Consider the following 22,037-nt stretch of genomic DNA (forward strand, 5'->3'; position numbering starts at 1 on the left):
GTCCGGCTCGGGGGGGAGGAGTCGGACCGGGCGGGCACGGCAATTAAGCCGGCAACGTCAGTCTGTACCCCCCGTGGCGTCGAGTGCAACACCTACGCCACCGGTCGGCGGCAAGTCGACAGGAAATAGACAGGTGAAAGGCAGTTCTAGTGACCCCCAAGTACTTTGCGTCACGTTTGAAAACGGATTTCGGATCGCCGCTCACGGTGAGTCATGTGGAATGTGGACGAAGTCGGTCCCAAATCGGTCAGCCCGGATCGCCACCCCGAGCTTGCGGAAACCGCCCGGACCCTTACGACGAGTGATGGTGGCGTCCACCTATCCTGAATCGCATGGGTGCCGAGAGAGCCGGGCGGGGGCGCGAGGCGGCGTTCTTCGATCTGGACAAGACGGTCATCGCTCGATCCAGCACCATGGCCTTCTCGCGGCCCCTGCACGCCGGCGGGCTGCTGAGCCGCTCGGCCATGCTGCGCAGCGCCTACGTGCACCTTCTGTACCACGCGGGTGGCGCCGACCACGCCCAGATGGAACGCATGCGCGACACGGTGTCCCGCATGGTCATCGGCTGGGACGTGCAGCAGGTGCGCGACATCGTCGCCACCACGCTCGCCGAGCTGATCGTGCCGATCGTCTACGAAGAGGCCACGGCCCTGATCGCCGAGCACCAGAAGGCGGGTCGCGACGTCGTCATCGTGTCGGCCTCGGGCATCGAGCTGGTCGAGCCGATCGGGGCCATGCTCGGCGTCGACCACGTGGTCGCCACCCGGATGGCCATTCTCGACGGGCGTTACACCGGCGCCATCGACTACTACGCCTACGGCGAGAACAAGGCGGAGGCCATCCGTGAGCTCGCGGCGGCGCGGGGCTACCGGCTGGAGCGGTGCTTCGCCTACAGCGACTCGATCACCGACCTGCCGATGCTGCGGGCGGTCGGGCATCCGGTCGCGGTGAACCCGGACAAGGGTTTACGGCGGGAGGCGCAGCTGCGGGACTGGCCGGTGCAGGACTTCAGCCGCCCGATCAGCCTGCGCCCGAAGTTTCCGGCGGCCCAGGCTGCCGCGGGCACCGCGGCGCTCGGTGCCGGCGCTGCCGCCGGTCTGGTCTGGTATGCGTCCCGCCGCAAGGATTCTGTGAAGGACGTCAAACCTGTCTCCGGCCGGGAAGCCGCCCGTGTGCGGCGGGCCACCTCCCGACCGGAGTGAAATTCCTTCTCCCGCGCTGACTTTCGTCATCCACCTCAAATCTCTTCACCGGGAATCGATTTCGGGATCAGGAGCGTGGTGCGATGGGTGGCGGCGCCCCGCAGCCGGGCGCCGCCACCCGGAGCACGATGCCCGGCTACCAAGCGCGCCTGCATAATTCGCCGGAGCGGTGCAAGCCCGTCCAGGCGGGTCCTGACGAGGACTGCCCGCGCGTGGGTACCGGTCAACCGTGCTGTCTGTGCTGTTCCGATGTCTGGGGCGCACCGGAACGTGGCTACAGGTCTACTCCTGAAAAGCGCTCCTGGATAGACCTACCACCAGGTAGCGGCCGATCGCGCGATGAACGGCGACTGTGCGCCCGGGCCGAGTAGTCCATCCGGGTGACACTTTTCAAAATCTCAATTACCTGTGGACGACGAAGAGCCTGGCCGCACAAGGCCATTCGTCATTTCCTTCGAGGTCTTCCGGATCCTATGAGAGTGCTCAGGCCCCGGAGGTGCCGACGACCCGGCCCATCGTGACGGCGTCGCAGACCACACGTCCCTCGCCGGCGCCCTTGACCACCGCGTCCGCGCAGTGCACCAGCCAGGCGGCGACGGCGTCGGCCTGCCCGGTGGTGTAGGCCAGCAGGCGGCGGTGGTAGTCCGGGCCGGCGTCCAGGTGCGCGGCCTCCCACACCACCACGCCCATCGGGTCGAGGCCGCGGCCCACGATCACGGCGTGCGCGGCGGCCCGGGCGACCAGGCCGTTGCCCGCCACGAAGGGCCGTGCGGTGAGGATCTCGGCGTGCACCAGGGAGGCGACGACCAGCGCCGGGGCCGAGGGCGGGGCGGACAGCAGATCGATGATCCCGGCCAGTCGTGCGGCGAGGGCGGCTCCGGCCGGTGCGGTCCCCGGCTCGCCGATCCCGTCGCCGGGCAGCTCGCCGTCCTGGCGCGGGCGTCCCACCTGGTCGGCCGGCAACAGCCCGCCCGCCGCGGCCAGGTGCAACCGGGCGAGGGCCTGGGCCGGAGCGGCGGCGAGCGACTTCTCCACCTGGGCGGCCTCCGAGTACACCCGGATCGCCGCCCGGGTCAGCTGCCCGGAGGCGTCGTCAGGCAGTTCCGAGGCACCGCGCGCGGCGTCCCGCACCAGGTCGACCGGGTAGCGGGCGCCCTCCAGCGCGGCACTGTTGCGGGCCGAGCGCACCGTGGCCTCGGCCCGGGCCTCGGCCGAGCGCCGCCGCAGGGCGTTGTGCCAGCGGATCTCCGTGCAGGCGGTGCGGGCCGACTGCACCGCGGCGGCCACGCCCGGCAGGTTCTCCAGGGCGGACAGACTGGCGGCCAGGGCGGAGTCAGCGGTCACCCCGCGAGCCTACGGGTGGCCGGGAGGTCAGGCGGTGTGCGCTCCCTGGGACCGGGGCAGGCGCATGCGCAGGGCCACGAACCGCAGCACGGTCGACAGCGCGTTGGCCACGGTCAGCACCACCACCTCGACCCAGTGCGCGTCGATGTCGAGCCAGCCGACCACGGCCAGGGAGCCGTTGGTGAGCCCCAGCCCGACGGCGAAGGCCAGCAGTCCGACCGCGTGGTCACCGGCCAGTCCCTGGTTACCCTTCACCCCGAAGGTGACCCGGCGGTTGGCCGCCGTGTTGGCGATCGCGGTGATCAGCAGGGCCAGGGTGTTCGCCAGGAACGAGTTCATCATCTGGCGCAGGATCAGGTAGAGCAGCGAGTAGGCGAGGGTGCTGAGCACGCCGACCCCGGCGAACCGGAGCAGCTGACCGACCGTGCGACGCCGCTGACCTGCGCCTTCTCGGTCGCGGCCGGCGTCTGCGGCGAGATCCGTGCTGGTCGAAGCGGTCATGCCCCGAGCCTGCGCTCCGAAACTCAAAGCACTCTGTACGTGACTTATGGAAATTCATAGGTTCACAGGGGGACGGAGCGTCCCTACTCTGGAACACATGGCAACGGCGCCTGGGAACGTGACGGTAATTGGCCGCGGGCGAACTGGTCCACGATGGACCCAGCCCCCGGATCCTGCTCCGCTACGGGCACTGATCGTGGATCCCGACGGAGCGGCACTCGCCCGGATGACTCAGTTCTTCCGGGCCGACCCGCGGATCAGTGCGGTCCGCACCACGCGAAATCGCGCTGGTGCGCTCCAGATCCTCCGCGATGACCCGGTGGACCTTCTGGTGTGCGACGTGTCCACACCCGGGCTGGACGGGCCGCACCTGGCCCGTGCCCTGGCCCGGATAGACCGGCACCCGCATCTGGTGTTCACGGTTCCGGCGCGACAACATCCACCCCGCTCGTTCGAGCTGGACTCGGTGGAGTACGTCGACAAGCCGGTCACCGCGGAACGCCTGGCCGAGGCGGTGAGGCGCACGGTCGCGGCGTCCACCGACGAGACGATCGCCGTCGAGCTGGCCGGGGTCACCCGATTCATCCGGCGGTCCCAGATCCTCTTCGTCCAGGCTCAGGGCGACTACGCCCGGCTGCACACCGCCACCGGCAGCCACCTCATCCGGGTGCCCCTGAGCACCCTCGAGGAGCGCTGGGAACCGTACGGTTTCCTGCGCATCCACCGCAGCACGATGGTCGCGCTGCCGCACGTGGACCAGGTGAGCACGGCGGGCGGGCGGATGCGGGTACGGCTTCGTGGGCGCACCCTCCAGGTGAGCCGCCGGCAGGGCCGGCACGTCCGGGACGTGCTGATGGCCGGCACCGACGGCCCGCAGCGCGGTGATCCGCACCAGATCCGCACCCAGCAGGTGGGCTGAACACATCCAGCGATCCGCTACGCCGGGACAGATCCGCCCCCGACAAGGGGCAGGACCTGTCCCGGCGCCATGTCGCCGGGGGCTCCGGGCGATTAGGGTCGGGTGAGCACCACCACAGCTGTGCTCTTGATTACGCGACCGTCTGTGAAGGGGATCCGATGACGGACGAGACCCTGTCGAACCTGCTGCACGAGGAACGGCGCTTCCCGCCGGACGCGGCGTTCGCCGAGGCCGCCCTGGCCCAGCCCGGGCTGTACGAGCAGGCGACGGCGGACCGGCTGGCGTTCTGGGAGGAGCAGGCCCGTGCGCTGACCTGGGCCAGTCCCTGGACACAGACGCTGGACTGGTCCGACGCGCCGTTCGCGAAGTGGTTCGTCGGCGGCACGCTGAACGTGGCCTACAACTGCGTCGACCGGCATGTCGAGGCGGGCAACGGCGAGCGGGTGGCCATCCACTTCGAGGGCGAGCCCGGCGACACCCGTAGCATCACCTACGCGCAGTTGCAGCGTGAGGTGTCCAAGGCGGCCAACGCGCTGACCCAGCTCGGCGTGGAGGCCGGCGACCGGGTGGCGATCTACCTGCCGATGATTCCCGAGGCGGTGATCTCGATGCTGGCCTGCGCCCGCATCGGCGCGGCGCACTCGGTGGTCTTCGGCGGGTTCTCGGCCGAGGCCCTGCGCAGCCGCATCGACGACGCCGACGCCAAGGTGGTGATCACGTCGGACGGGGGCTACCGGCGTGGCAACCCCTCGGCCCTGAAGCCCGCGGTGGACGCGGCCGTGGTGCAGACGCCGTCCGTGAAAAAGGTTCTCGTCGTGCAGCGCACGAAGCAGGACGTGGAGTGGGACGACGAGCGGGACGTGTGGTGGCACGACGTCGTCGACAGTGCCCCGGACGTGCACGAGCCACAGGCCTTCGACGCCGAGAACCCGCTGTTCATCCTCTACACCAGCGGCACGACGGGTAAGCCCAAGGGCATCCTGCACACCAGCGGCGGCTACCTCACCCAGACCGCCTACACCCACCGCAACGTGTTCGACCTGCGGCCGGAGAAAGACGTCTACTGGTGCACCGCCGACATCGGCTGGGTCACCGGGCACAGTTACATCGTCTACGGCCCGCTGGCCAACGGCGCCACCCAGGTGATCTACGAGGGCACGCCCGACACCCCGCACAAGGGCCGGTTCTGGGAGATCATCCAGAAGTACCGGGTCACCCAGCTCTACACCGCGCCCACCGCGATCCGCACGTTCATGAAGTGGGGCGACGAGATCCCGGCGGAGTACGACCTGTCGTCGCTGCGGGTGCTGGGCTCGGTCGGCGAGCCGATCAACCCGGAGGCCTGGGTCTGGTACCGCAAGCACATCGGTGGCGACCGCACCCCGATCGTCGACACCTGGTGGCAGACCGAGACCGGCGCGATCATGATCAGCCCGCTGCCCGGCGTCACCACCGCCAAGCCCGGTTCCGCGCAGGTTCCGCTGCCCGGGATCGCGGTGGACGTGGTCAACGACAGCGCCGAGCCGGTGCCCAACGGCTCGGGCGGCTACCTGGTGCTCACCGAGCCGTGGCCGTCGATGCTGCGCGGCATCTGGGGCGACCCGGAGCGCTTCAAGGAGACCTACTGGTCGCGGTTCGAGGGCCTCTACTTCGCCGGTGACGGCGCGAAGAAGGACGACGACGGCGACATCTGGCTGCTCGGCCGGGTGGACGACGTGATGAACGTGTCCGGCCACCGGCTGTCCACCACCGAGATCGAGTCGGCCCTGGTCTCGCACCCCAAGGTGGCCGAGGCCGCCGTGGTCGGGGCGTCCGACGAGACCACCGGCCAGGCGGTCTGCGCGTTCGTGATCCTGCGCGGCGACGCGGGTTACGACGAGTCCCAGGCCGAGTCGGTGGTCACCGAGCTGCGCAATCACGTGGCCAGGGAGATCGGCCCGATCGCCAAGCCGCGGCAGATCATGGTGGTCGCCGAGCTGCCGAAGACCCGCTCCGGCAAGATCATGCGCCGGCTGCTGCAAGACGTGGCGGAGAACCGCACGGTCGGTGACGTCACCACGCTCGCCGACTCCACGGTGATGGACCTGATCAAGAAGGGGCTCGGCGCACCGTCTTCGGAGGGCTGACGTCACCCCCGTATCGTGGTCGTGCACGTTCTGCCTCTCGCCCGAGGGGTGGAACGCGCACGATCACGACGAGAACGAGGACGATCGATGAAACGTGGCCTGCTGCACCATGTCGAGCTCTGGGTGCCCGATCTGACCCGGGCCGTGGACGAATGGGGCTGGCTGCTGGGCGAGCTCGGGTACGGGCAGTTCCAGGACTGGCCCGCCGGGCGCAGCTGGAACCTGGACGGCACCTATCTGGTGGTCGAGCAGAGCCCGGCGATGACCGGCGGGCCGCACGAGCGGCTACGGCCCGGGCTGAACCACCTGGCCTTTCACGCCGGCACCCGGGAGCAGCTCGACGCGCTCGTGCGGGAGGCCGGGAACCACGGCTGGAAGCAGCTGTTCGAGGAGAAGTACCCGAACGCGGGCGGCCCCCAGCACTGTGCCGGTTACCTGGAGAACAGCGACGGTTTCGAGGTCGAGCTGGTCGCGGACTGACGCCGGGTCACTCCTGCGGCACCTTCTCCATGACGAAGGTCGTGGTCTCGTACTCGGCGTCGCTCCAGGTGATCTCGCGGCCGTCGGCGTCCAGGTAGCGGGCCGTGGCCCGGGACGCCTCGCGGCCCTTGGAGTAGATCGAGTAGGTCTTGCCGTCCGGTTGCAGCGTCATCACGAACTGCTGCTTCTCGTCGTCCTCGTCGCAGATCTCCAGCCGGAAGCCGCCCTCGCCGAGGGTCACGCAGTTCTCGTCCGCCTCCTCGCTGTCCGGCGGGCTCTCCAGCAGCCAGACGTCCGGCGTGCCCGCGACCGGGATCAGCAGCATCTGGCCGCGGTAGCCCAGCACGTCGTCGTCGGGTTCGGTGGTGGAGCGCGACAGATCGAGGTCCGAGCTCTCCGAGGCGCTGTCGTAGGCCCAGGTGAGCAGCCGGTCACCGTCGGACTCCGCGGGCGCCCAGATCCAGTAGTTCTGGCTCTTCTTCCGGCTCAGCACGGCGGTTTTCGTGGGGACGTCGGTGGTTCCGGCGGTTGCGGCGGTCGGGGAGGTGGTCGGGGAGTCTTCCAGCGTCGGGGACGGCGTGATGCCGTCCCGGTCGTCACCGTCGGACAGGAGCGCGGTGAGGCCGCCGGCGAACACCGCGACCACGACGAAGGTGGCGACGGCGAATCCGGCCCGGTGGATCGTGTGCCGGCGGTCGTCCTGCCGGTGCTGCTCGTCGTCCGTCGAACTCACCTCTTTCGCCGCATGCGTGCCTCGGGGCACCAATGATGGACGACGAAAGGCTCGCACACCCTCGAAGCAGGCAAAAGTTCAGCGCAGCCGGGCCGCGGCGACGCGGTCACCCAGACGCGAAAGGCTGGAACAGGCCAGGGGTCTCGATCGCCTTCCGACGGCCTCGGCCCGGACCTCGTCGGTGGTGCGGCCAGACATCGTGACGGTACGCCTGAACTGACCGCCGATGAATGCCGGAAGACGACGCCGATCTGAACCGCCCGGTGAAGAAGAATGCCCAGGCCTTGCCTGGTGATACGGGTCACATTGCTCGGGGACTGGGCGACTGTCAAGGAAATTCGCCGACAGGCGTCCAAAAAATCGTCCATTCCTGGCGACCTTTCATTGTTTCTCTCTGGCGGCCCGGGCTTTTCGTTAGGACCGGCGAAGCCGCCGGGTTCATGAAGGTCTGGGAATTCCGGGTCTACCGGTGCCGGGGATTTCGGTGGAACGGTGCCGCCCGGATTCCGCGACGGCGCGCTGCCGAGGACACAACAGCAGGACGGGGCCTCGTGGCGCCGCTAGGGTGCGGGGCGACGGGTGGACGCACGGATGAAAGCGACGAGTTCCCACGGGGGAGACTGTGGCTGAGCCAGCTGGGCGACCGAAAGCGGCCGGGGGCCGGGCAAGGCAAGGGAACGGCAAATTCGAGCAGCGCCGTTCCGAACTTGCCGACGCCGCCCTGAAAACGTTGTCAGAACTCGGTTATGCCCGCACCAGTCTTCGGGAGATCGCCCAGAATTCCGAGTTCTCCCACGGTGTCCTGCATTATTACTTCATCGACAAGGTCGATCTGATCACCTATTGCGTGCGGCAGTACAAGGCCCGCTGCATGCGCCGGTACGACGGGATCATCGCCACGGCCGCCACCGGTGCCCAGTTGCGGCACGAATTCGCCCTGGCGATGGCCGAGTCGATGCTTCAGGACGGCGATCTGCACCGGCTCTGGTACGACCTGCGCTCGCAGTCGATGTTCGACGCGGCCTTCCGGGCCGACGTGGTCGAGATCGACCTCGGCCTGCAAGACATGACCTGGCGAGTCACCACCCGGATCAGCGAGCTGGCCGAGGTGGCACCGCCGTTCGGGCCGGCCGTCACCTACGGCATCCTCGACGGGCTGTTCCAGCAGGCACTGCTACGGCACTGTTCCGGCGACGCGACCGCCGCCGACTACCTGATCGGGGCCATCGACGAGGTGATGGCGCGGTTCGTGCCGCTGGCGCCGGTTTGATCCTCAGGCCCTATCGTTCAGGGCTATGGAAAAGCGAACCCTGGGCCGGACCGGCCGCAGCGTGGGAGTCGTCGGTCTGGGCGCGTGGCAGCTCGGCGCCGACTGGGGTTCGGTGAGCACGCAGGACGCGCTGGCCACCCTGCACGCCGCCGTCGAGGCCGGAGTCACCTTCATCGACACCGCCGACGTCTACGGTGACGGGCGGAGCGAGAAGGTCATCGGCAAACTGCTCAAGGAGCTCCCGGACGCCGGGCTCACCGTGGCCACGAAGCTCGGCCGCCGCGCCGACCCGTTCGAGCCGGCCAGCTTCACCAAGGACAACATGAAGTCCTGGGTCGACCGCAGCCGTTCCAACCTCGGCGTCGACACGCTCGACCTGGTGCAGCTGCACTGCCCGCCGACCCCGGTCTACTCCACCGACAAGGTCTACGACGCGCTCGACTCGATGGTCTCGAAGGGCCGCATCGCCGCCTACGGCGTCAGCGTCGAGACCTGCGCCGAGGCGATCACCGCCATCGCCCGGCCGAACGTGGCCAGCGTGCAGATCATCCTCAACCCGCTGCGCCAGAAGCCGCTGGAGCAGGTGCTCCCCGCGGCCGAGGCGGCCGGCGTCGGCATCATCGCCCGGGTTCCGCTGGCCAGCGGCCTGCTGTCCGGCCGGTACACCGAGGACACCGTGTTCGCGGACGACGACCACCGCACCTTCAACCGCTCGGGCGAGGCCTTCGACGTGGGCGAGACCTTCGCCGGCGTGCCGTTCCGGGCCGGCGTGCGCGCGGTGCGCCGTCTTCAGCAGCAGCTCCCGGACGACGAGGGCACGCTCGCGCAGACCGCCCTGCGCTGGATCATCGACCAGCCGGGCGTGAGCACGGTGATCCCCGGTGCCCGCTCGCCCGAGCAGGCCCGGGCCAACGCCGCCGCCGCCGAGCTGTCCGAGCTCAGCGACGACGTGCGCGGCGTGATCCGGCGGATCTACGACGAGGACATCCGCCCCCTGGTGCACAACCGCTGGTGACGTGTCAGGCCGAGGCCGTGGTCAGATCGTCGACCTCGGCCTCGGTCAGCTTCAGGTCGGCGGCCGCCATCAGGGCCGGAAGCTGTTCCACCGAGCGGGCACTCGCGATCGGGGCGAGCACGTTCGGCCGGGACAGCAGCCAGGCCAGGGCCACCGTGGTGATCGGTGCGTCGTGGGCGGCCGACACCCGGTCCAGCGCGTCGAGCACCCGGAAGCCCCGCTCGTTCAGGTAGCCACCGGCCCGGTCGCCCCGCTCCCGGCCCGCCAGGTCGTCGGCCGTGCGGTACTTGCCGGTGAGGAAGCCGCTGGCCAGGGAGTAGTACGGGAACACCGCCAGGTCTTCGCGGGCCACCAGGGCGGCCAGCTCACCTTCGACGATCTCTCGCTCCACCAGGTTGTAGTGCGGCTGGAGGGCGACGTAACGGGCCACCCCGAGCTCGTCGGCGATCCGTAGCGCGCCGGCCAGCCGGTCCGGGGTGAAGTTCGAGGCGGCCAGGTGCCGCACCTTGCCCTCGGTGACCAGCTCGCCGAAGGCGGCAGCGGTCTCTTCCTGAGGGGCGTCCGGGTCGTCGTAGTGGGCGTAGTACAGGTCGATGTGGTCGGTGCGCAGACGGCGCAGCGAGGCCTCCACACTCTGCCGGATGCTGTCGCGGGACAGCCCTTTCAGCTTGGTGGCGATCACCACGTCGTCGCGGCGCCCGCGGCGCTTCAGCCAGTTGCCGATGATCGTCTCGGACTCGCCACCGACGTTGCCGGGCACCCAGTGCGAGTAGCCCTCGGCGGTGTCGATGAAGTTGCCCCCGGCCTCCACATAGGCGTCGAGCACAGCCATCGATTCCTGCTCGTTCGCGGTCCAGCCGAACACGTTGCCGCCGAGGCAGAGCGGTGACACGTCGAGGTCGGTGCGGGCGATCAGGGTCACGGGGAACCTCCTGGTGATCGAGCTGTGACTACACGAAGCGGCAACGCCTCACCCGCGAAGATATGCCCGGCGTTCTCCGGTGCCCGCGGTAGCCGGTCAGCCGTTCTGCCGGAACTCCTGCGACGCGTCGATCAGCCAGTCGGTGAGGTAGGTGCCGAACGACGGCCGGAACATCAGCCGGTAGGCCTGCTCCCCGACCTGCCAGAGCAGCACGCCGGCTCGCGCGAAGGTGGTGAGGGCGCACTGGCCGGGAGCGAACGAGCGCGGGTGCAGGTCCAGCGTGATCGCCTTCTCCAGCAGGTCGCGGGCGTGCGGGCCGGTGATCAGCAGCGTGGCGTAGTTGGCGCTGAGGTCGACCAGGTGCAGGCCGTTTTGTGGAACCGAGAGGGACACGGCGACAGCGGACAGGGGCTTGGCGGCCACGGTTGGCTCGGGCACGGTTGGCTCGGGCACGGTCGGCTTGGGCGCAGCCGGTTCGGGCACGATCAGCTCGGGCACGGCCGGCTTGGGCTCGGTCGGCTTGGGCTCGGTCGGCTTGGGCTCGGTCGGCTTGGGCTCGGTCGGCTCGGGCGCGGTTGCGTTGGGCACGGTCGGCCTGGCCGCGGCCCACTCCGACACGGCCCAGGACTTGCCCACGATCAGCCACTCGTCCGGGCCCAGCCAGAGGGCGTGTGCCGTGCCGTGCAGACCCGGGAGCGGTGCCACCAGGCCCGCTCCCGGAAGGCCTGGGCTCAACTCGCCTCCGGTCGCTCGGCCCGCCTCGCCTCCGGTCGCTCGGCCCGCCTCGCCTCCGGTCGCTCGGCCCGCCTCGCCTCCGGTCGCTCGGCCCGCCTCGCCTCCGGTCGCTCCGCTCACCTTGCCCCCGGTCACTGCGGAGGCTGTTCCGGATCGCACGTTCAGCACGGTCTCGAAGGAGACCTCCCGCAACGACAGCCCGGGCCCACCGGCCGCCGCCAGGTCGCCGGCCCGGTGCGCCAGCGGTGCACGCCGGGCCTGTTGCGGGCCGGGGGTGGTGAATGCGTCAACCGTCACGGCGAGCTCCTTCCTGGTCGTAGAGCACCGGGCCGGTGATGGTGGCCGCCACCACCCGGTCGCCCAGCGGTGCCAGTACCTGTTCACCGATGCGGTCGCGGCCGCCCTTGATCAGGGCCAGTGCGAAAGTTCGGTCCAGCGCGGCACTGTGGTAGCTGGAGGTGACGTGACCGAGCATCGGCACCGGCGTCCGGCCGACCGGGCTGCTCCGCCCGACGCCGGACAGATCGGTGTCGGGGGCCACCAGCTGCGCGCCCTCGGGCAGCAGCTCGGCCGGGTCGACCGGGAGCAGACCGACCAGGTGCTTGCGGTCGGCCCGCAGGCTGTCGGGCCGGGTCAGCGAACGCCGTCCGACGAAATCCTTCTTCTTCGAGACGATCCAGCTCATGCCCAGGTCGTGCGGGGTGACCGTGCCGTCGGTGTCTTGCCCGACGATCGGGAAGCCCTTCTCGGCCCGCAGCACGTGCATGGTCTCGGTGCCGTAGGGAGTGATGCCGAATGCGGAACCGGCAGACATCACCGCCTCCCACACCGAGAGGGCGTACCAGCCGGCCACATTGATCTCGAACGCCAGCTCACCGGAGAAGGAGATGCGCGCGATCCGGGCCGGCACGCCGTCGGCCAGAACAGTCTCCCGGAACGTCATGAACGGGAAGGCCTCGTTCGTGACGTCGAGTTCGGGGGCCACAGCGGCGACCACGGCGCGCGAGTGCGGGCCGACCACCGCGATCGTGGACCACTGCTCGGTGACGGACGTGAAACGCACATCGAGGTGCGGCCATTCGGTCTGCTGCCATTCCTCCAGCCAGTCCAGCACCCGGGCGGCGCCGCCGGTGGTGGTGCTCATCAGGAAGCGGTCGGGCGCCAGCCGCATGGTCACGCCGTCGTCGAGCACCATGCCGTCGGCCGTGCACATCACCCCGTAACGGGCCGAGCCGACGGCCAGCCGGGCGAAAGCGTTGGTGTATATCCGGTTCAGGAACTCCGGGGCGTCCGCACCCACCACCTCGATCTTGCCGAGCGTGGACGCGTCCATCATTCCCACACCGGTGCGGGCGGCCCGGCACTCCCGCAGCACCGCCTGGTGCTGGTCCTCGCCGGGTTGCGGGTAGTACCAGGGACGCTTCCACTGGCCGACGTCTTCGAACACCGCGCCCGCCGCCACGTGCCAGGGATGGACGGGGGTGGTGCGCGCTGGGTCGTGCAGATGGCCGAGGTCGCGTCCGGCCAGGGCGGCGAACGAGACCGGCAGCGACGGGGCCCGGAACGTGGTGGTGCCCAGATCACCGGGACTTGCAGGAGGCTGCCAGGTCGGCGCGGTCTGGCCGTCGTGGCCGGACAGCTCGGTGAGCTCGATGGGTTCGGTTCGCCCCGGACCTGCGCTCAGGGCCTGTGCCACGACCCCGGCGACGTTCACCCCCGCGGTGGCGCCCTGGTCGTAGCCGGTGCCGGCCGTGGTGTAGCGCTTGACGTGTTCCAACGACCGCATGCCCGCCCCGACCGCGCGCCACACGTCGGCGACCGAGACGTCCCGGTGCAGATCGACGAAATGGTGGTGCCACTGCGAGGGTTCGGTGTCGTCGGCGGGAACCAGCCAGACCGGACGCGGCGGCACGGCCCCGTCGGAATCGGACGAGGCCCTGCCGAAAGCGATCAGTGGCTCGGGATCGCCCGGGAAGCCCACACTGCCCGCCGCGAAGCCGCCGGCCGAGGCGCCGTCGGCGATGGCCGCCACCGTGCCGAAGACGCCGTTGGCCGCACCGGCCACCGCGACGGCCTGCGCCGCCCGCCCCGGCACGAATGTTGCCAGCGAGTCGTTCCACAGCAGCTCGCCGCGGGACTGGCTGAACAGGTGCAGATCCGGGTTCCAGCCGCCGCTGACCGCGAGCAGGTCGGCCGTGATCTCACGTTGCCCCGCCGGTGCGCCGTCACCGTCGAGCGGGCTGATCGTTACGGTACGGACTCTTTCGGATCCCGAGGCCCCGGTGACCGCCGCCCCGCAGACCACCTCGACCCCGGCGTCCCCCATGCGGGAGACCAGCGCCGCCGGTGGCTCGGCCCGGCTGTCGACCACGGCCACCACCTCGACCCCGGCCGCGAGCAGGTCGAGCACCACCGGATAGGCGCTGTCGTCGATCGTGGCCACCACCGCGCGGGTGGCGCTGACCGCGCCGAACCGGTTGAGATAGGTGCGCACCGCAGAGGCCAGCATGATGCCGGGGAGGTCGTTGTTCGCGAACACCAGTGGCCGCTGCCGGGCTCCGGTGGCCAGCACCACCCGCCTGGCCCGCACGTGCCACACCCGCTGCCCGTGCGGCAGACGCTGGAGCACCAGCAGGTAGTTCTGGTCGTAGTGGCCGAACGCCGAGGCCCGGCTCAGCGTGGTGACCTCGGGCCGGCCGGCGAGCCGCGTGGTGACCTCGGTGATCCAGGCGTCGGCCGGTGCGTCGGCCAGTGGCCCGCTCTCGGCCAGCAGGTCGCCCCCGGGCTGTGACTGGTCGTCGACCAGCAGCACCCGCGCGCCGCCGGACGAGGCGGTCAGGGCGGCGGCCAGGCCGGCCGGCCCGGCACCCACCACCAGCACGTCGGTGTGCACGAACTTCTTGTCGTGCAGCACGTTCTCGGACTCCGGGGTGAGCCGCCCGACTCCGCTGAGCAGGCGGACGTCGAGGCCCTGGGTCACCTCGACCACGGTGGCCGGCAGCACCTCCCCGCTGTTCGCCTGCACCAGCGCGTTGGGCTCGGTGAGGTCGGCGGTGAGCAGGCCGCGGGGGCGCTCGCGATAGATGGACGGGCCGACCGTGAGGACGCCGGCCGCGACCAGGGCGGAGGCCACGGTGTCGCCGGCGAAGGCCGGGTACTCGGTGCCGTTGACGGTGAAGGTGAGCGATCGGCTGCGGTCCACCCGGCCACCGGCCGGTATGCGGGTCACGCGGCACCTCCCGCGGGCTTCTCGCCCGGCCTGTAGACGCTGATGAACTCGTTGCTGACCGTGTGACGCACGGCGTTGAACCACCGCCTGCACCCGGCCGCGTGCACCCACCGCTCGGCGAACGGCCCCTTCGGGTTGTCACGGAAGAACAGGTACTGCGCCCACTCGTCGTCCGAAAGTTGTTCGGCAGAAGGAGGGTACGCGACGTGCGCCTGACCCCCGTAGCCGAACTCGGTCTCCTCGCGGTCCCCGCACCAGGGACACCTGATCAGCAGCACGACAGCTCCTTGTCAGTGCGCCACGGCGGCGGCGCCGTGCTCGTCGATGAGGGCGCCGGTGGTGAACCGGTCGAGCCCGAACGGCTCGTTCAGGGCGTGCGGCGTGCCGGTGGCGACGAGGTGGGCCATCACCCAGCCGACGGCCGGTGTGGCCTTGAAACCGCCTGTGCCCCAGCCACAGTTGATGTAGAGATTCTCGTAGGGGGTGAGGCCGATGACCGGCGAGGCGTCGGGCGTGACGTCGACGATGCCGCCCCAGGTGCGTAACACGTGGGCCCGGGCGAAGATCGGGAACAGCTCGACCGCAGCCGCCATCTGCTGCTCGATCACGTGGACCGAACCGCGCTGGCCGTAGGAGTTGTACGAGTCCACGCCGGCGCCCATGACCAGTTCGCCCTTGTGCGCCTGGCTGACGTAGACGTGCACGTGGTTGGACATCACCACGGTGGGGTGCACCGGTTCGAGCAGCTCGGAGACCAGTGCCTGCAACGGGTGACTCTGCACCGGCAGCCGCAGGCCGAGAGTGCCGGCGAGAACCGAGGAATGGCCGGCGGCGGTCATGGCGACCCGGCCCGCGGCGATGTCGCCTCGCGTGGTGCGGACGCCGGTGACCCGGTTGCCGGAGGTGAGGAAGCCGGTGACCTCGCAGTGCTGGATCAGGTCGATGCCGTACTGGTCGCACTGGCGGGCGAAGGCCCAGGCCACGTGGTCGTGCTTGGCGATGCCCGCACGCGGCTGATAAGTGGCGCCCAGCACCGGATAACGGGTTTCTGGCGAGACGTTGAGGATGGGGCAGACCTTGGCCACCTCGTCGGGGGTGAGCCACTCGCCGTCCACCCCGTTGAGCTGGTTGGCGTAGACCCGGCGCCGGCTGTCGCGCACGTCTTGCTGGGTGTGGGCGAGGTTGAGCACGCCGCGCTGGCTGAACAGGAAGTCGTAGTCGAGCTCTTCGGGCAGCCCTTCCCAGAGCTTGAGCGCGTGCTCGTAGATGGCCGCGCTCTCGTCCCAGAGATAGTTGGACCGGATGATGGTGGTGTTGCGGGCCATGTTGCCGCCGGCCAGCCAACCCCGTTCCAGCACGGCGACATTCGTGATGCCGTGATTCTTGGCGAGGTAGAAGGCGGTGGCCAGGCCGTGACCGCCGGCGCCGACCACGACCGCGTCGTAGGAGGGTTTCGGGTCGGTGTGCCGCCACAGGTGATCGGCGTGCTGCTGCCCGGTCTGCGCGGATCCGGCTGATGCCCCGCCAGGACGCATGACACCCCCTGCTGCTCGTGACCGACGACTGATATATCAGTCATCAGCTACGGTAAGTCCCATGAATTCCGGCGTCAACGGTCAACTTCGGCAGGCCGACATCGCCTACTCCGGGCTGCGCGACCTGATCGTCACGCTCGAACTGCACCCGGGCGCGGCCCTGGCCGAGGACGAGCTGATGCGGCGGCTGGAGGTGGGCCGCACCCCGTTGCGTGAGGCGGTCAAGCGCCTGGAGGTGGAGAGCCTGGTGGTGGTGTATCCGCGGCGCGGCACGTTCGTCAGCGAGGTGCACCTGGCCGACCACAGCCTGATCTGCGACGTGCGGCGGCAGCTGGAGAGTCACGCCGCCCGCCGGGCGGCCGAGCGCGCCACCGCCGCAGACCGCAGTCGGCTGGAGGGGCTGGAGGCGACCATCGCGGCCCACGCCGGGGGCCGGGCCGCGAGCATGCGCCTGGACACCGAGATCCACCGCGAGGTCTACCGCTGTGCCCACAATCATTACCTGGAGCACGATCTCAGTCATTACTACAACCTGTCGCTGCGCATCTGGTACCTGTTCCTCGACCGGCTGCCCGAGGTCGACCACGACGCCGAGCACCTGCCGATGATCCGGGCGATCCGGGAGGGCGACGGCGAGGCCGCGGCCGGGCACGCCCACCGGCACGTCACCCATTTCGAGGAATCGGTGCGGTCGGCGCTGTAGTGCGACCGGGCCGGGTGCCTTCGGAGCGTTCTGACACCACCATCGGGGTCAGGGTGGTGTGAAAAAGGAAATGCGGTACCCCGTGCTCCCCGATAGGGCCAGAGTCGTCACCGTGCAGAACGATTCACGAGATTCTGAATGCGTAAGCGTCAGGTGAGAGGGCTCGACGCCGGATGCGCTATCCGCGGTGCAGCCGGCGTTCCGGTTGCTCCGGGACGGGGGCGCCGGTCCCCGGGCGGCCAGGGGCGGCGGTGTGAGGTGGGCCGACCCGGCCGCGTCCGGCGCGTTTCGCCTCGTACAGCGAGGCGTCGGCGGCAGCGTACAGATCGCGCAACGGGGTCGGGCCGGGACCGGCGTGTCCCACGCCGATGCTGACGGACAGCGGCAGCTCGGTCCCGTCGCCCGCCAAAGGCAGCGGGTGACTCAGCACGCGGGTGAGCAGGCCCTGGGCCCAGCGGACGGCCTCGTCCGCCGGGAATTCCGGTAGCAGCACGGCCATCTCGTCACCGCCGAGCCTGGCGATCACCGCGCCCGGCGCGGCGTCGCCGCCCAGGAGCCCGGCCAGGTGCACCAGGGCGTCGTCCCCGATCGGGTGCCCGTGGGTGTCGTTGATCGTCTTGAAATGGTCCAGATCGAGCAGGACCAGGGCGGCTCCGGCGCAGGAGCGGCCCTGGCGGGGCACCGGTGGCAGCACGGCGCGGTGCATCGCCTCGTCCAGCACCCGGCGGGTGACCAGACCGGTCAGCGGGTCGCGGGAGGCCTGTCCCTGGAGCAGCGCGACCAGCCGGTCCTGTCGTTGCCCGGCCAGCACCAGGATGCCGGTCATCAGGCCGATCACCAGCGAGATCTGGAACCAGTCGAGCAGCCCGCGACTGTCCGGACGCAGCACGCCGACCACCAGGGCGTCGCCCATCGAGCAGCTCACGGCCACCAGCAAGGCGCCCGGCGGCCGCAGGTGCGTGGCCGCGAACAGAGCCGGCAGGCACAACATCACCTGGGCCCCGGCCGAGGAGTCCTGGGTGGCCAGGTTCAGCGTCACCACCACCGCCAGCCCGAGGATCGGGGCGACCAGCAGCAGGACGTTCAGCCACGTGACGGGCAGCCGCCGGGTTATCAGGACCGTGGCGAGCCCGAGCAGGACCACCGGCGCGCCGAAGCTCATCGCCCGCTGGGCCGGTGACTCGGGCATGTCGAGGCTCGACAGCGGCACGGCGGCGGCGGACAGCAGGAAGATCCAGAACGCCGTCAGTGCGGCCGCTCTCGGATTCCGGGCGGCCAGCCCCGAACGCGCCCAGTCCACAAGGTCTACTCGGTCGGCCGGCCCGTGGACTTCAGCCCGGCGAACCGGCCGGGTGTGGTGCCCAGCATCCGGCGGAAGTGCCGGGCCAGGTGCGACTGGTCGTAGAACCCGGCCAGCACGGCCGCCCGGGCCGGGGGCTCGCCGGTCAGCAGCAGGCGTCGCGCCCGCTCCACCCGCCGCCCGGTCAGGTACTGGTGCGGGGGCATCCCGAACTCCCGGGTGAATGCCCGCACCAGGTGGGTCGGGTGGCTGTGCAGGGTCTGCGCGGCGTCTTCCAGGGTGACGCCCTCGACCACCTGCGCGTCGAGCAGGTCGCGCAGGTCGTGGGCCAGGCCGGCCCGGTGCCCGGGCGCTGCGGGCGCGTCGCCGAGCAGCCCGAGGAAGCGTTCCCGGATCATCGCCAGCCGGCTGGCCGCCTCCAGGTTCTCGGTGCGCCGGGCCAGCGCCACGTTCAGCTGGTGCACCCGGCGGCGCAGCAGCGGGTCGGCGAAGCTCGGGGTGCGGATCGCGGCGTTTACCAGCCCCGGGCCGAACTGGGTGTCGTCGAGGTAGACCACGCGCTTGCGGAACCCGCCCGGCCCGGCCGCCTTGCCGTCGTGCGGCACACCGGGCGGCAGCAGGGTGACGAACGAGGTCATCACGCCGTGCTCGTGCCGGCCCAGGTGGTAGCGAACGATGCCGGAGTCGAGCAGCATCAGGGTCCACGTGTCGTGGGCGTGCATCGGGTAGGCGTGCCGGTGGAAGCGGGCGTGCAGCACCTCCGGCACGCCGCTCACGCCCGGTTGCCACGCCGTCAGCTCCGGCGCCCGGTCCGCCGTCATGCCAAGAACGTACAAGAGCCGGCCCGCCGCCGGGGACGATGATCAGCCGTGTGGTGACTGAATTGATGACGACGAACAGCCCCGGCGCCGACCTGGCCCCGATCCGTTTCGACACCAAGATCGCCGTGCTGCTGCGTGACGACCTCGCCGTCTGGCAACGCCTCAACGTGTGCGCGTTCCTGGTCAGCGGCATCACCGCGGCGCACCCGCAGCTGGTCGGAGATCCCTACGAGGACGCCGACGGCACGCCCTACCTGGCCATGCTGCGCCAGCCGGTGCTGGTGTTCCAGGGCAGCGCCGACGTGCTCACGAGCGCCCACACCAGGGCCATCGGCCGGGAGCTGCCGATGTCGCTGTTCACCAGCGAGCTCTTCGCCTCCGGCAACGACCGGGACAACCGGGCCGCGGTGGCCGCGGTGCCCCGCGCCGAGCTGGATCTGGTGGGCCTGGCCGTGCACGGGCCGAAGAACGCCGTGGACAAGGTGCTCAAGGGCGCGGTGATGCACCCCTGACTCGGCCGGCTCAGCTGCGCAGGCGCTTCATCTCCGGGTCGAACAGCGGCTCGGCGGCGACCGTGGCGTGCAGGCGGCGGTCGAAGTAGCCGATCTCCACCCGCTCGCCGGGCACCGAGAGCTCGGTGGGCAGCCAGGCGTAGGCGATCGGGGCGTTGACCGTGTAACCGTAGGCCGCACTGGTGACATGACCGACGCAGGCGCCGTCGCGGTAGACCGGCTCCTTGCCGAGCGGCTGGTCGTAGGTCGTGGTGCCGTCGGTGTCGCCGGCGTCGTCGATCAGCAGGCAGGTCAGCCGCCGCCGCACGTCCTCCCGCCGGGCGAGCACGGCCTCCCGCCCCAGGAACGACTCCTTCTGGAGCCGGACGGCGAAGTCCAGGCCGGCCTCCCAGGGGTCGTGCTCGAAGGTCATGTCGGTGCCGAACGAGCGGTAGCCCTTCTCCAGCCGCAGGCTGTTGAACGCACCCCGCCCGGCGGCGATCAGGCCGTGCTCCTGCCCCGCCGCCCAGAGCGTGTCCCAGAGCTTCTGGCCCTGGTCGGAGGTGGTGTAGAGCTCCCAGCCGAGTTCGCCGACGTACGACAGGCGCATGGCCGTGACCGGGACGAAGCCGACCTGGATCTGCTGGGCGCGGAAGTATTTCTGGCCCTCGGCGGAGACATCGGCCCCGGTCAGCGGGGCCAGCACGTCGCGCGCCCGGGGCCCCCACAGGCCGATGCAGCAGGTGCCCGCGGTGATGTCGCGGATCTGGGTGAGACCGTCGCCGGGTAGCTGCCGGGTGAGCCAGGCCTCGTCGAGGGCGCCGTTGGCCCCCACCTGGTAGCGCTCGCGGCCCAGCCGGGCGATGGTGACGTCGCTGCGGATGCCGCCGTCTTCGTCGAGCAGCAGGCCGTAGGTGATGGAACCGACCGACTTGTCGACGTTGCCGGTGAACACCCGCTGGAGGAAGGCGGTGGCGCCCCGCCCGGTGACCTCCAGCCGCTTCAGCGCCGTCATGTCGAACATCGAGACCTGCTCGCGGGTGTGCCGGGCCTCGGCCGCGACGATCGGCGACCAGTAGCGGGACGCCCAGGCGTCCGGGGTGGGCGCCGGATAGTGCTGCACCAGTGCGGCGTTCGAGCGGTACCACTGCGGCCGTTCCCAGCCGGAGGCTTCCAGGAACATGCCGCCGAGCTCTTGCTGACGGTGGTGGAACGGGGTGACGCGCAGCGGCCGGGGGTGTTCCATCGGCTGGAGCGGGTGCTTGATGTCGTACACCTCAACGAAGTTCTGGCAGTCCCGGGTGAGCACGTAATCCGGCGTCAGCTGGTGGCTCTCGAACCTGTTGACGTCGCACTCGTGCAGGTCGAAGGTGGAGCAGTGGCCCTCGACCAGCCACTCCGCCATCGCCGCCGCCACCCCGGCCGAGTGCGTCACCCAGACCGCCTCGGCCACCCAGAACCCCTCCACCGCGGCCGAGGGGCCGAGCAGCGGGAAGTCGTCGGTGGTGAACGAGAAGATGCCGTTGATGCCCTCGACCACCGCGCTGCCCCCGAGATCCGGTAGCAGCCGCTGACTCTCGGTCCAGGCCGGGGCGAAGTCGGCGGGGGTGAACGGCAGCACCGAGGGCATGTCTTCGGCCTCGCGCACCCCCGGCACGTCGGAGAGCCGCACCGGCATCGGGCGGTGCCCGTAGTAACCGATGCCCAGGCCGTCGAAGTTCTCGCGGTAGTAGAGGTCGGCATCTTGATGCCGCAGGATCGGCCGGGTGGCCTCGTCGGTGGTCCCGGCCAGCGACGGGACCGGCGTGGTCCAGGCCAGCTGATGGCCCAGCGGCGTGAGCGGCAGCGTCATGCCGACCATGGCAGCCACCTTCGGACCCCAGAACCCGGCGCAACAGACCACGATGTCGGCCTCGATGTCGCCCTGGTCGGTGCGGACCCCGGTGACCTTCAGCCCGTCGTCGGTGCGCAGGACGTCGAGCACCTCGTGCCGGTCGAGCACCGAGACGCCCCGCGCCCGTGCCCGCCGCAACTGCGCCTCGACCGCGCGCACGGCCTTGGCCAGCCCGTCGGTGGGCAGATGCAGCCCGCCCAGCACCACCGACTCGTCGAGCATCGGCCACAGCCGGGAACATTCGGCCGGGGTGATCACCCGCGCGTCGAGACCCCAGGCTGTGGCCCAGCCGGCCCGGCGGTGCAACTCGGCCAGCCGCTCCGGGGTGGTGGCCACCTCCAGCCCGCCCACCTGGAGGAAGCACGGCTCGCCGTCCAGGTCGAGCGAAACCAGTTTCTCCACCGTGTACTTCGCCAGCTGCGCCATGGTCTTGGAGGAGTTGGTCTGGAACACCAGGCCGGGCGCGTGCGACGAGGATCCACCAGGCCTGGGCAGCTCGCCCTGCTCCACCACGGTGATCTGTGTCCAGCCCCGCTCCGACAGCTCGTCGGCCAGAGCCGCCCCGACCACACCTGCTCCGACGATGACGACGCGCGGTCCGGACATGGACGGCCTCCTGGGCGATCGATGGCGATCAAACGGAATGCGTATGGCGCAACTCGGATCATCAAGCGCAACTCGACTGTCCAACGTCGGACGCGGTGCGTCAAGAGGCAAGTACGTGTGAAGTGCGCCGGGCGTCGTCGGGAGCTCATCGTCGTCCAAAATTGTTGCCCGGTAACGCAAACGAAACCGGGGCGGCGGCCGTCAGGCCACC

19 protein-coding genes are annotated in these 22,037 nt (G+C 70.3%); 8 read left to right on the top strand and 11 right to left on the bottom strand.

The features are described from left to right. Positions 1-332 precede the first annotated feature (332 nt). On the top strand, positions 333-1,202 hold the full coding sequence (locus tag KIH74_RS00445) for an HAD family hydrolase (protein WP_214153257.1): 870 nt from the start codon (positions 333-335) through the stop codon (positions 1,200-1,202). Positions 1,203-1,685: 483 nt separating this feature from the next. On the opposite strand, the gene KIH74_RS38240 is transcribed toward KIH74_RS00445, so the two are convergent. Beyond that, positions 1,686-2,546 carry a Fic family protein gene (locus KIH74_RS38240; RefSeq protein ID WP_214153259.1) on the bottom strand — a complete coding sequence of 287 codons (861 nt, stop codon included), beginning with the start codon at positions 2,544-2,546 and terminating at the stop codon, positions 1,686-1,688. Positions 2,547-2,573: 27 nt separating this feature from the next. Next, positions 2,574-3,047 carry a GtrA family protein gene (locus KIH74_RS00455; protein ID WP_214153260.1) on the bottom strand — a complete coding sequence of 158 codons (474 nt, stop codon included), beginning with the start codon at positions 3,045-3,047 and terminating at the stop codon, positions 2,574-2,576. Positions 3,048-3,243: 196 nt separating this feature from the next. Between KIH74_RS00455 and KIH74_RS00460 the strand changes: the two genes are divergently transcribed. The 3 genes from KIH74_RS00460 to KIH74_RS00470 all read left to right on the top strand — a co-directional run bounded on the left by KIH74_RS00460 (position 3,244) and on the right by KIH74_RS00470 (position 6,572). Beyond that, positions 3,244-3,966, top strand: a complete 723-nt coding sequence (locus KIH74_RS00460) for a LytR/AlgR family response regulator transcription factor (protein WP_372491969.1) — start codon at positions 3,244-3,246, stop codon at positions 3,964-3,966. A 158-nt stretch (positions 3,967-4,124) separates the two neighbouring features. Then, the gene (acs, locus tag KIH74_RS00465) at positions 4,125-6,092 is read left to right on the top strand and encodes an acetate--CoA ligase (RefSeq protein ID WP_214153265.1); all 1,968 of its coding nucleotides are present in this window, start codon (positions 4,125-4,127) and stop codon (positions 6,090-6,092) included. An 87-nt stretch (positions 6,093-6,179) separates the two neighbouring features. After that, a complete protein-coding gene (locus KIH74_RS00470; RefSeq protein ID WP_214153266.1) occupies positions 6,180-6,572 on the top strand; it encodes a VOC family protein in 393 nt (130 codons plus the stop codon). Positions 6,573-6,579: 7 nt separating this feature from the next. On the opposite strand, the gene KIH74_RS00475 is transcribed toward KIH74_RS00470, so the two are convergent. After that, positions 6,580-7,305, bottom strand: a complete 726-nt coding sequence (locus tag KIH74_RS00475) for a hypothetical protein (protein WP_214153267.1) — start codon at positions 7,303-7,305, stop codon at positions 6,580-6,582. Positions 7,306-7,927: 622 nt separating this feature from the next. Here KIH74_RS00475 and KIH74_RS00480 point away from each other — a divergent pair. After that, positions 7,928-8,575: a TetR/AcrR family transcriptional regulator gene (locus KIH74_RS00480; protein ID WP_308113477.1), complete on the top strand. Its 648-nt coding sequence runs from the start codon at positions 7,928-7,930 to the stop codon at positions 8,573-8,575. A gap of 25 nt (positions 8,576-8,600) precedes the next feature. Further along, positions 8,601-9,590, top strand: coding sequence for an aldo/keto reductase (locus tag KIH74_RS00485; RefSeq protein ID WP_214153269.1), 990 nt, complete (start codon positions 8,601-8,603; stop codon positions 9,588-9,590). Positions 9,591-9,594: 4 nt separating this feature from the next. Here the strand turns inward: KIH74_RS00485 and KIH74_RS00490 are convergent, their stop codons facing one another. From KIH74_RS00490 to KIH74_RS00510, 5 genes are all read right to left on the bottom strand, one after another. Continuing rightward, positions 9,595-10,512 (bottom strand): aldo/keto reductase, encoded by a 918-nt coding sequence (locus KIH74_RS00490; protein WP_214153270.1) that lies wholly within the window; start codon positions 10,510-10,512, stop codon positions 9,595-9,597. Positions 10,513-10,608: 96 nt separating this feature from the next. Further along, positions 10,609-11,544, bottom strand: coding sequence for a sarcosine oxidase subunit gamma family protein (locus tag KIH74_RS00495; RefSeq protein WP_214153271.1), 936 nt, complete (start codon positions 11,542-11,544; stop codon positions 10,609-10,611). Then, on the bottom strand, positions 11,534-14,476 hold the full coding sequence (locus KIH74_RS00500; protein WP_214153272.1) for a 2Fe-2S iron-sulfur cluster-binding protein: 2,943 nt from the start codon (positions 14,474-14,476) through the stop codon (positions 11,534-11,536). Before KIH74_RS00500 ends, KIH74_RS00495 begins: the two co-directional genes overlap by 11 nt. Then, positions 14,473-14,754, bottom strand: a complete 282-nt coding sequence (locus KIH74_RS00505; RefSeq protein ID WP_214153273.1) for a sarcosine oxidase subunit delta — start codon at positions 14,752-14,754, stop codon at positions 14,473-14,475. Before KIH74_RS00505 ends, KIH74_RS00500 begins: the two co-directional genes overlap by 4 nt. 12 nt (positions 14,755-14,766) lie before the next feature. Then, positions 14,767-16,011, bottom strand: a complete 1,245-nt coding sequence (locus tag KIH74_RS00510; protein ID WP_214153275.1) for a sarcosine oxidase subunit beta family protein — start codon at positions 16,009-16,011, stop codon at positions 14,767-14,769. A 61-nt stretch (positions 16,012-16,072) separates the two neighbouring features. On the opposite strand from KIH74_RS00510, the gene KIH74_RS00515 reads away from it, so the two are divergent. Further along, positions 16,073-16,714: a GntR family transcriptional regulator gene (locus KIH74_RS00515; RefSeq protein ID WP_214153277.1), complete on the top strand. Its 642-nt coding sequence runs from the start codon at positions 16,073-16,075 to the stop codon at positions 16,712-16,714. Positions 16,715-16,892: 178 nt separating this feature from the next. On the opposite strand, the gene KIH74_RS38245 is transcribed toward KIH74_RS00515, so the two are convergent. Further along, on the bottom strand, positions 16,893-18,014 hold the full coding sequence (locus KIH74_RS38245) for a GGDEF domain-containing protein (protein WP_214153279.1): 1,122 nt from the start codon (positions 18,012-18,014) through the stop codon (positions 16,893-16,895). Positions 18,015-18,019: 5 nt separating this feature from the next. After that, positions 18,020-18,835 (bottom strand): helix-turn-helix transcriptional regulator, encoded by an 816-nt coding sequence (locus KIH74_RS00525; RefSeq protein WP_246570855.1) that lies wholly within the window; start codon positions 18,833-18,835, stop codon positions 18,020-18,022. Positions 18,836-18,900: 65 nt separating this feature from the next. Here KIH74_RS00525 and KIH74_RS00530 point away from each other — a divergent pair, with 65 nt between their 5' ends. After that, a complete protein-coding gene (locus KIH74_RS00530) occupies positions 18,901-19,347 on the top strand; it encodes a DUF2000 family protein (protein ID WP_214153280.1) in 447 nt (148 codons plus the stop codon). Positions 19,348-19,357: 10 nt separating this feature from the next. Here the strand turns inward: KIH74_RS00530 and KIH74_RS00535 are convergent, their stop codons facing one another. Further along, on the bottom strand, positions 19,358-21,826 hold the full coding sequence (locus KIH74_RS00535; RefSeq protein ID WP_214153283.1) for a GcvT family protein: 2,469 nt from the start codon (positions 21,824-21,826) through the stop codon (positions 19,358-19,360). Between the last annotated feature and the right edge of the window lie 211 nt (positions 21,827-22,037).

Origin of the sequence: Kineosporia corallincola (genome assembly GCF_018499875.1) — a bacterium.
GTDB classification, from domain to species: Bacteria; Actinomycetota; Actinomycetes; order Actinomycetales; family Kineosporiaceae; genus Kineosporia; species Kineosporia corallincola.

What these genes read in the sequence shown, in the direction of transcription:
- KIH74_RS00445 (WP_214153257.1), top strand. Translation starts at nt 333, where the DNA reads ATGGGTGCCGAGAGAGCCGGGCGGGGGCGCGAGGCGGCGTTCTTCGAT.
- KIH74_RS00455 (WP_214153260.1), bottom strand. Translation starts at nt 3,047, where the DNA reads ATGACCGCTTCGACCAGCACGGATCTCGCCGCAGACGCCGGCCGCGAC.
- acs (WP_214153265.1), top strand. Translation starts at nt 4,125, where the DNA reads ATGACGGACGAGACCCTGTCGAACCTGCTGCACGAGGAACGGCGCTTC.
- KIH74_RS00470 (WP_214153266.1), top strand. Translation starts at nt 6,180, where the DNA reads ATGAAACGTGGCCTGCTGCACCATGTCGAGCTCTGGGTGCCCGATCTG.
- KIH74_RS00485 (WP_214153269.1), top strand. Translation starts at nt 8,601, where the DNA reads ATGGAAAAGCGAACCCTGGGCCGGACCGGCCGCAGCGTGGGAGTCGTC.
- KIH74_RS00510 (WP_214153275.1), bottom strand. Translation starts at nt 16,011, where the DNA reads ATGCGTCCTGGCGGGGCATCAGCCGGATCCGCGCAGACCGGGCAGCAG.
- KIH74_RS00515 (WP_214153277.1), top strand. Translation starts at nt 16,073, where the DNA reads ATGAATTCCGGCGTCAACGGTCAACTTCGGCAGGCCGACATCGCCTAC.
- KIH74_RS00525 (WP_246570855.1), bottom strand. Translation starts at nt 18,835, where the DNA reads ATGACGGCGGACCGGGCGCCGGAGCTGACGGCGTGGCAACCGGGCGTG.
- KIH74_RS00530 (WP_214153280.1), top strand. Translation starts at nt 18,901, where the DNA reads ATGACGACGAACAGCCCCGGCGCCGACCTGGCCCCGATCCGTTTCGAC.
- KIH74_RS00535 (WP_214153283.1), bottom strand. Translation starts at nt 21,826, where the DNA reads ATGTCCGGACCGCGCGTCGTCATCGTCGGAGCAGGTGTGGTCGGGGCG.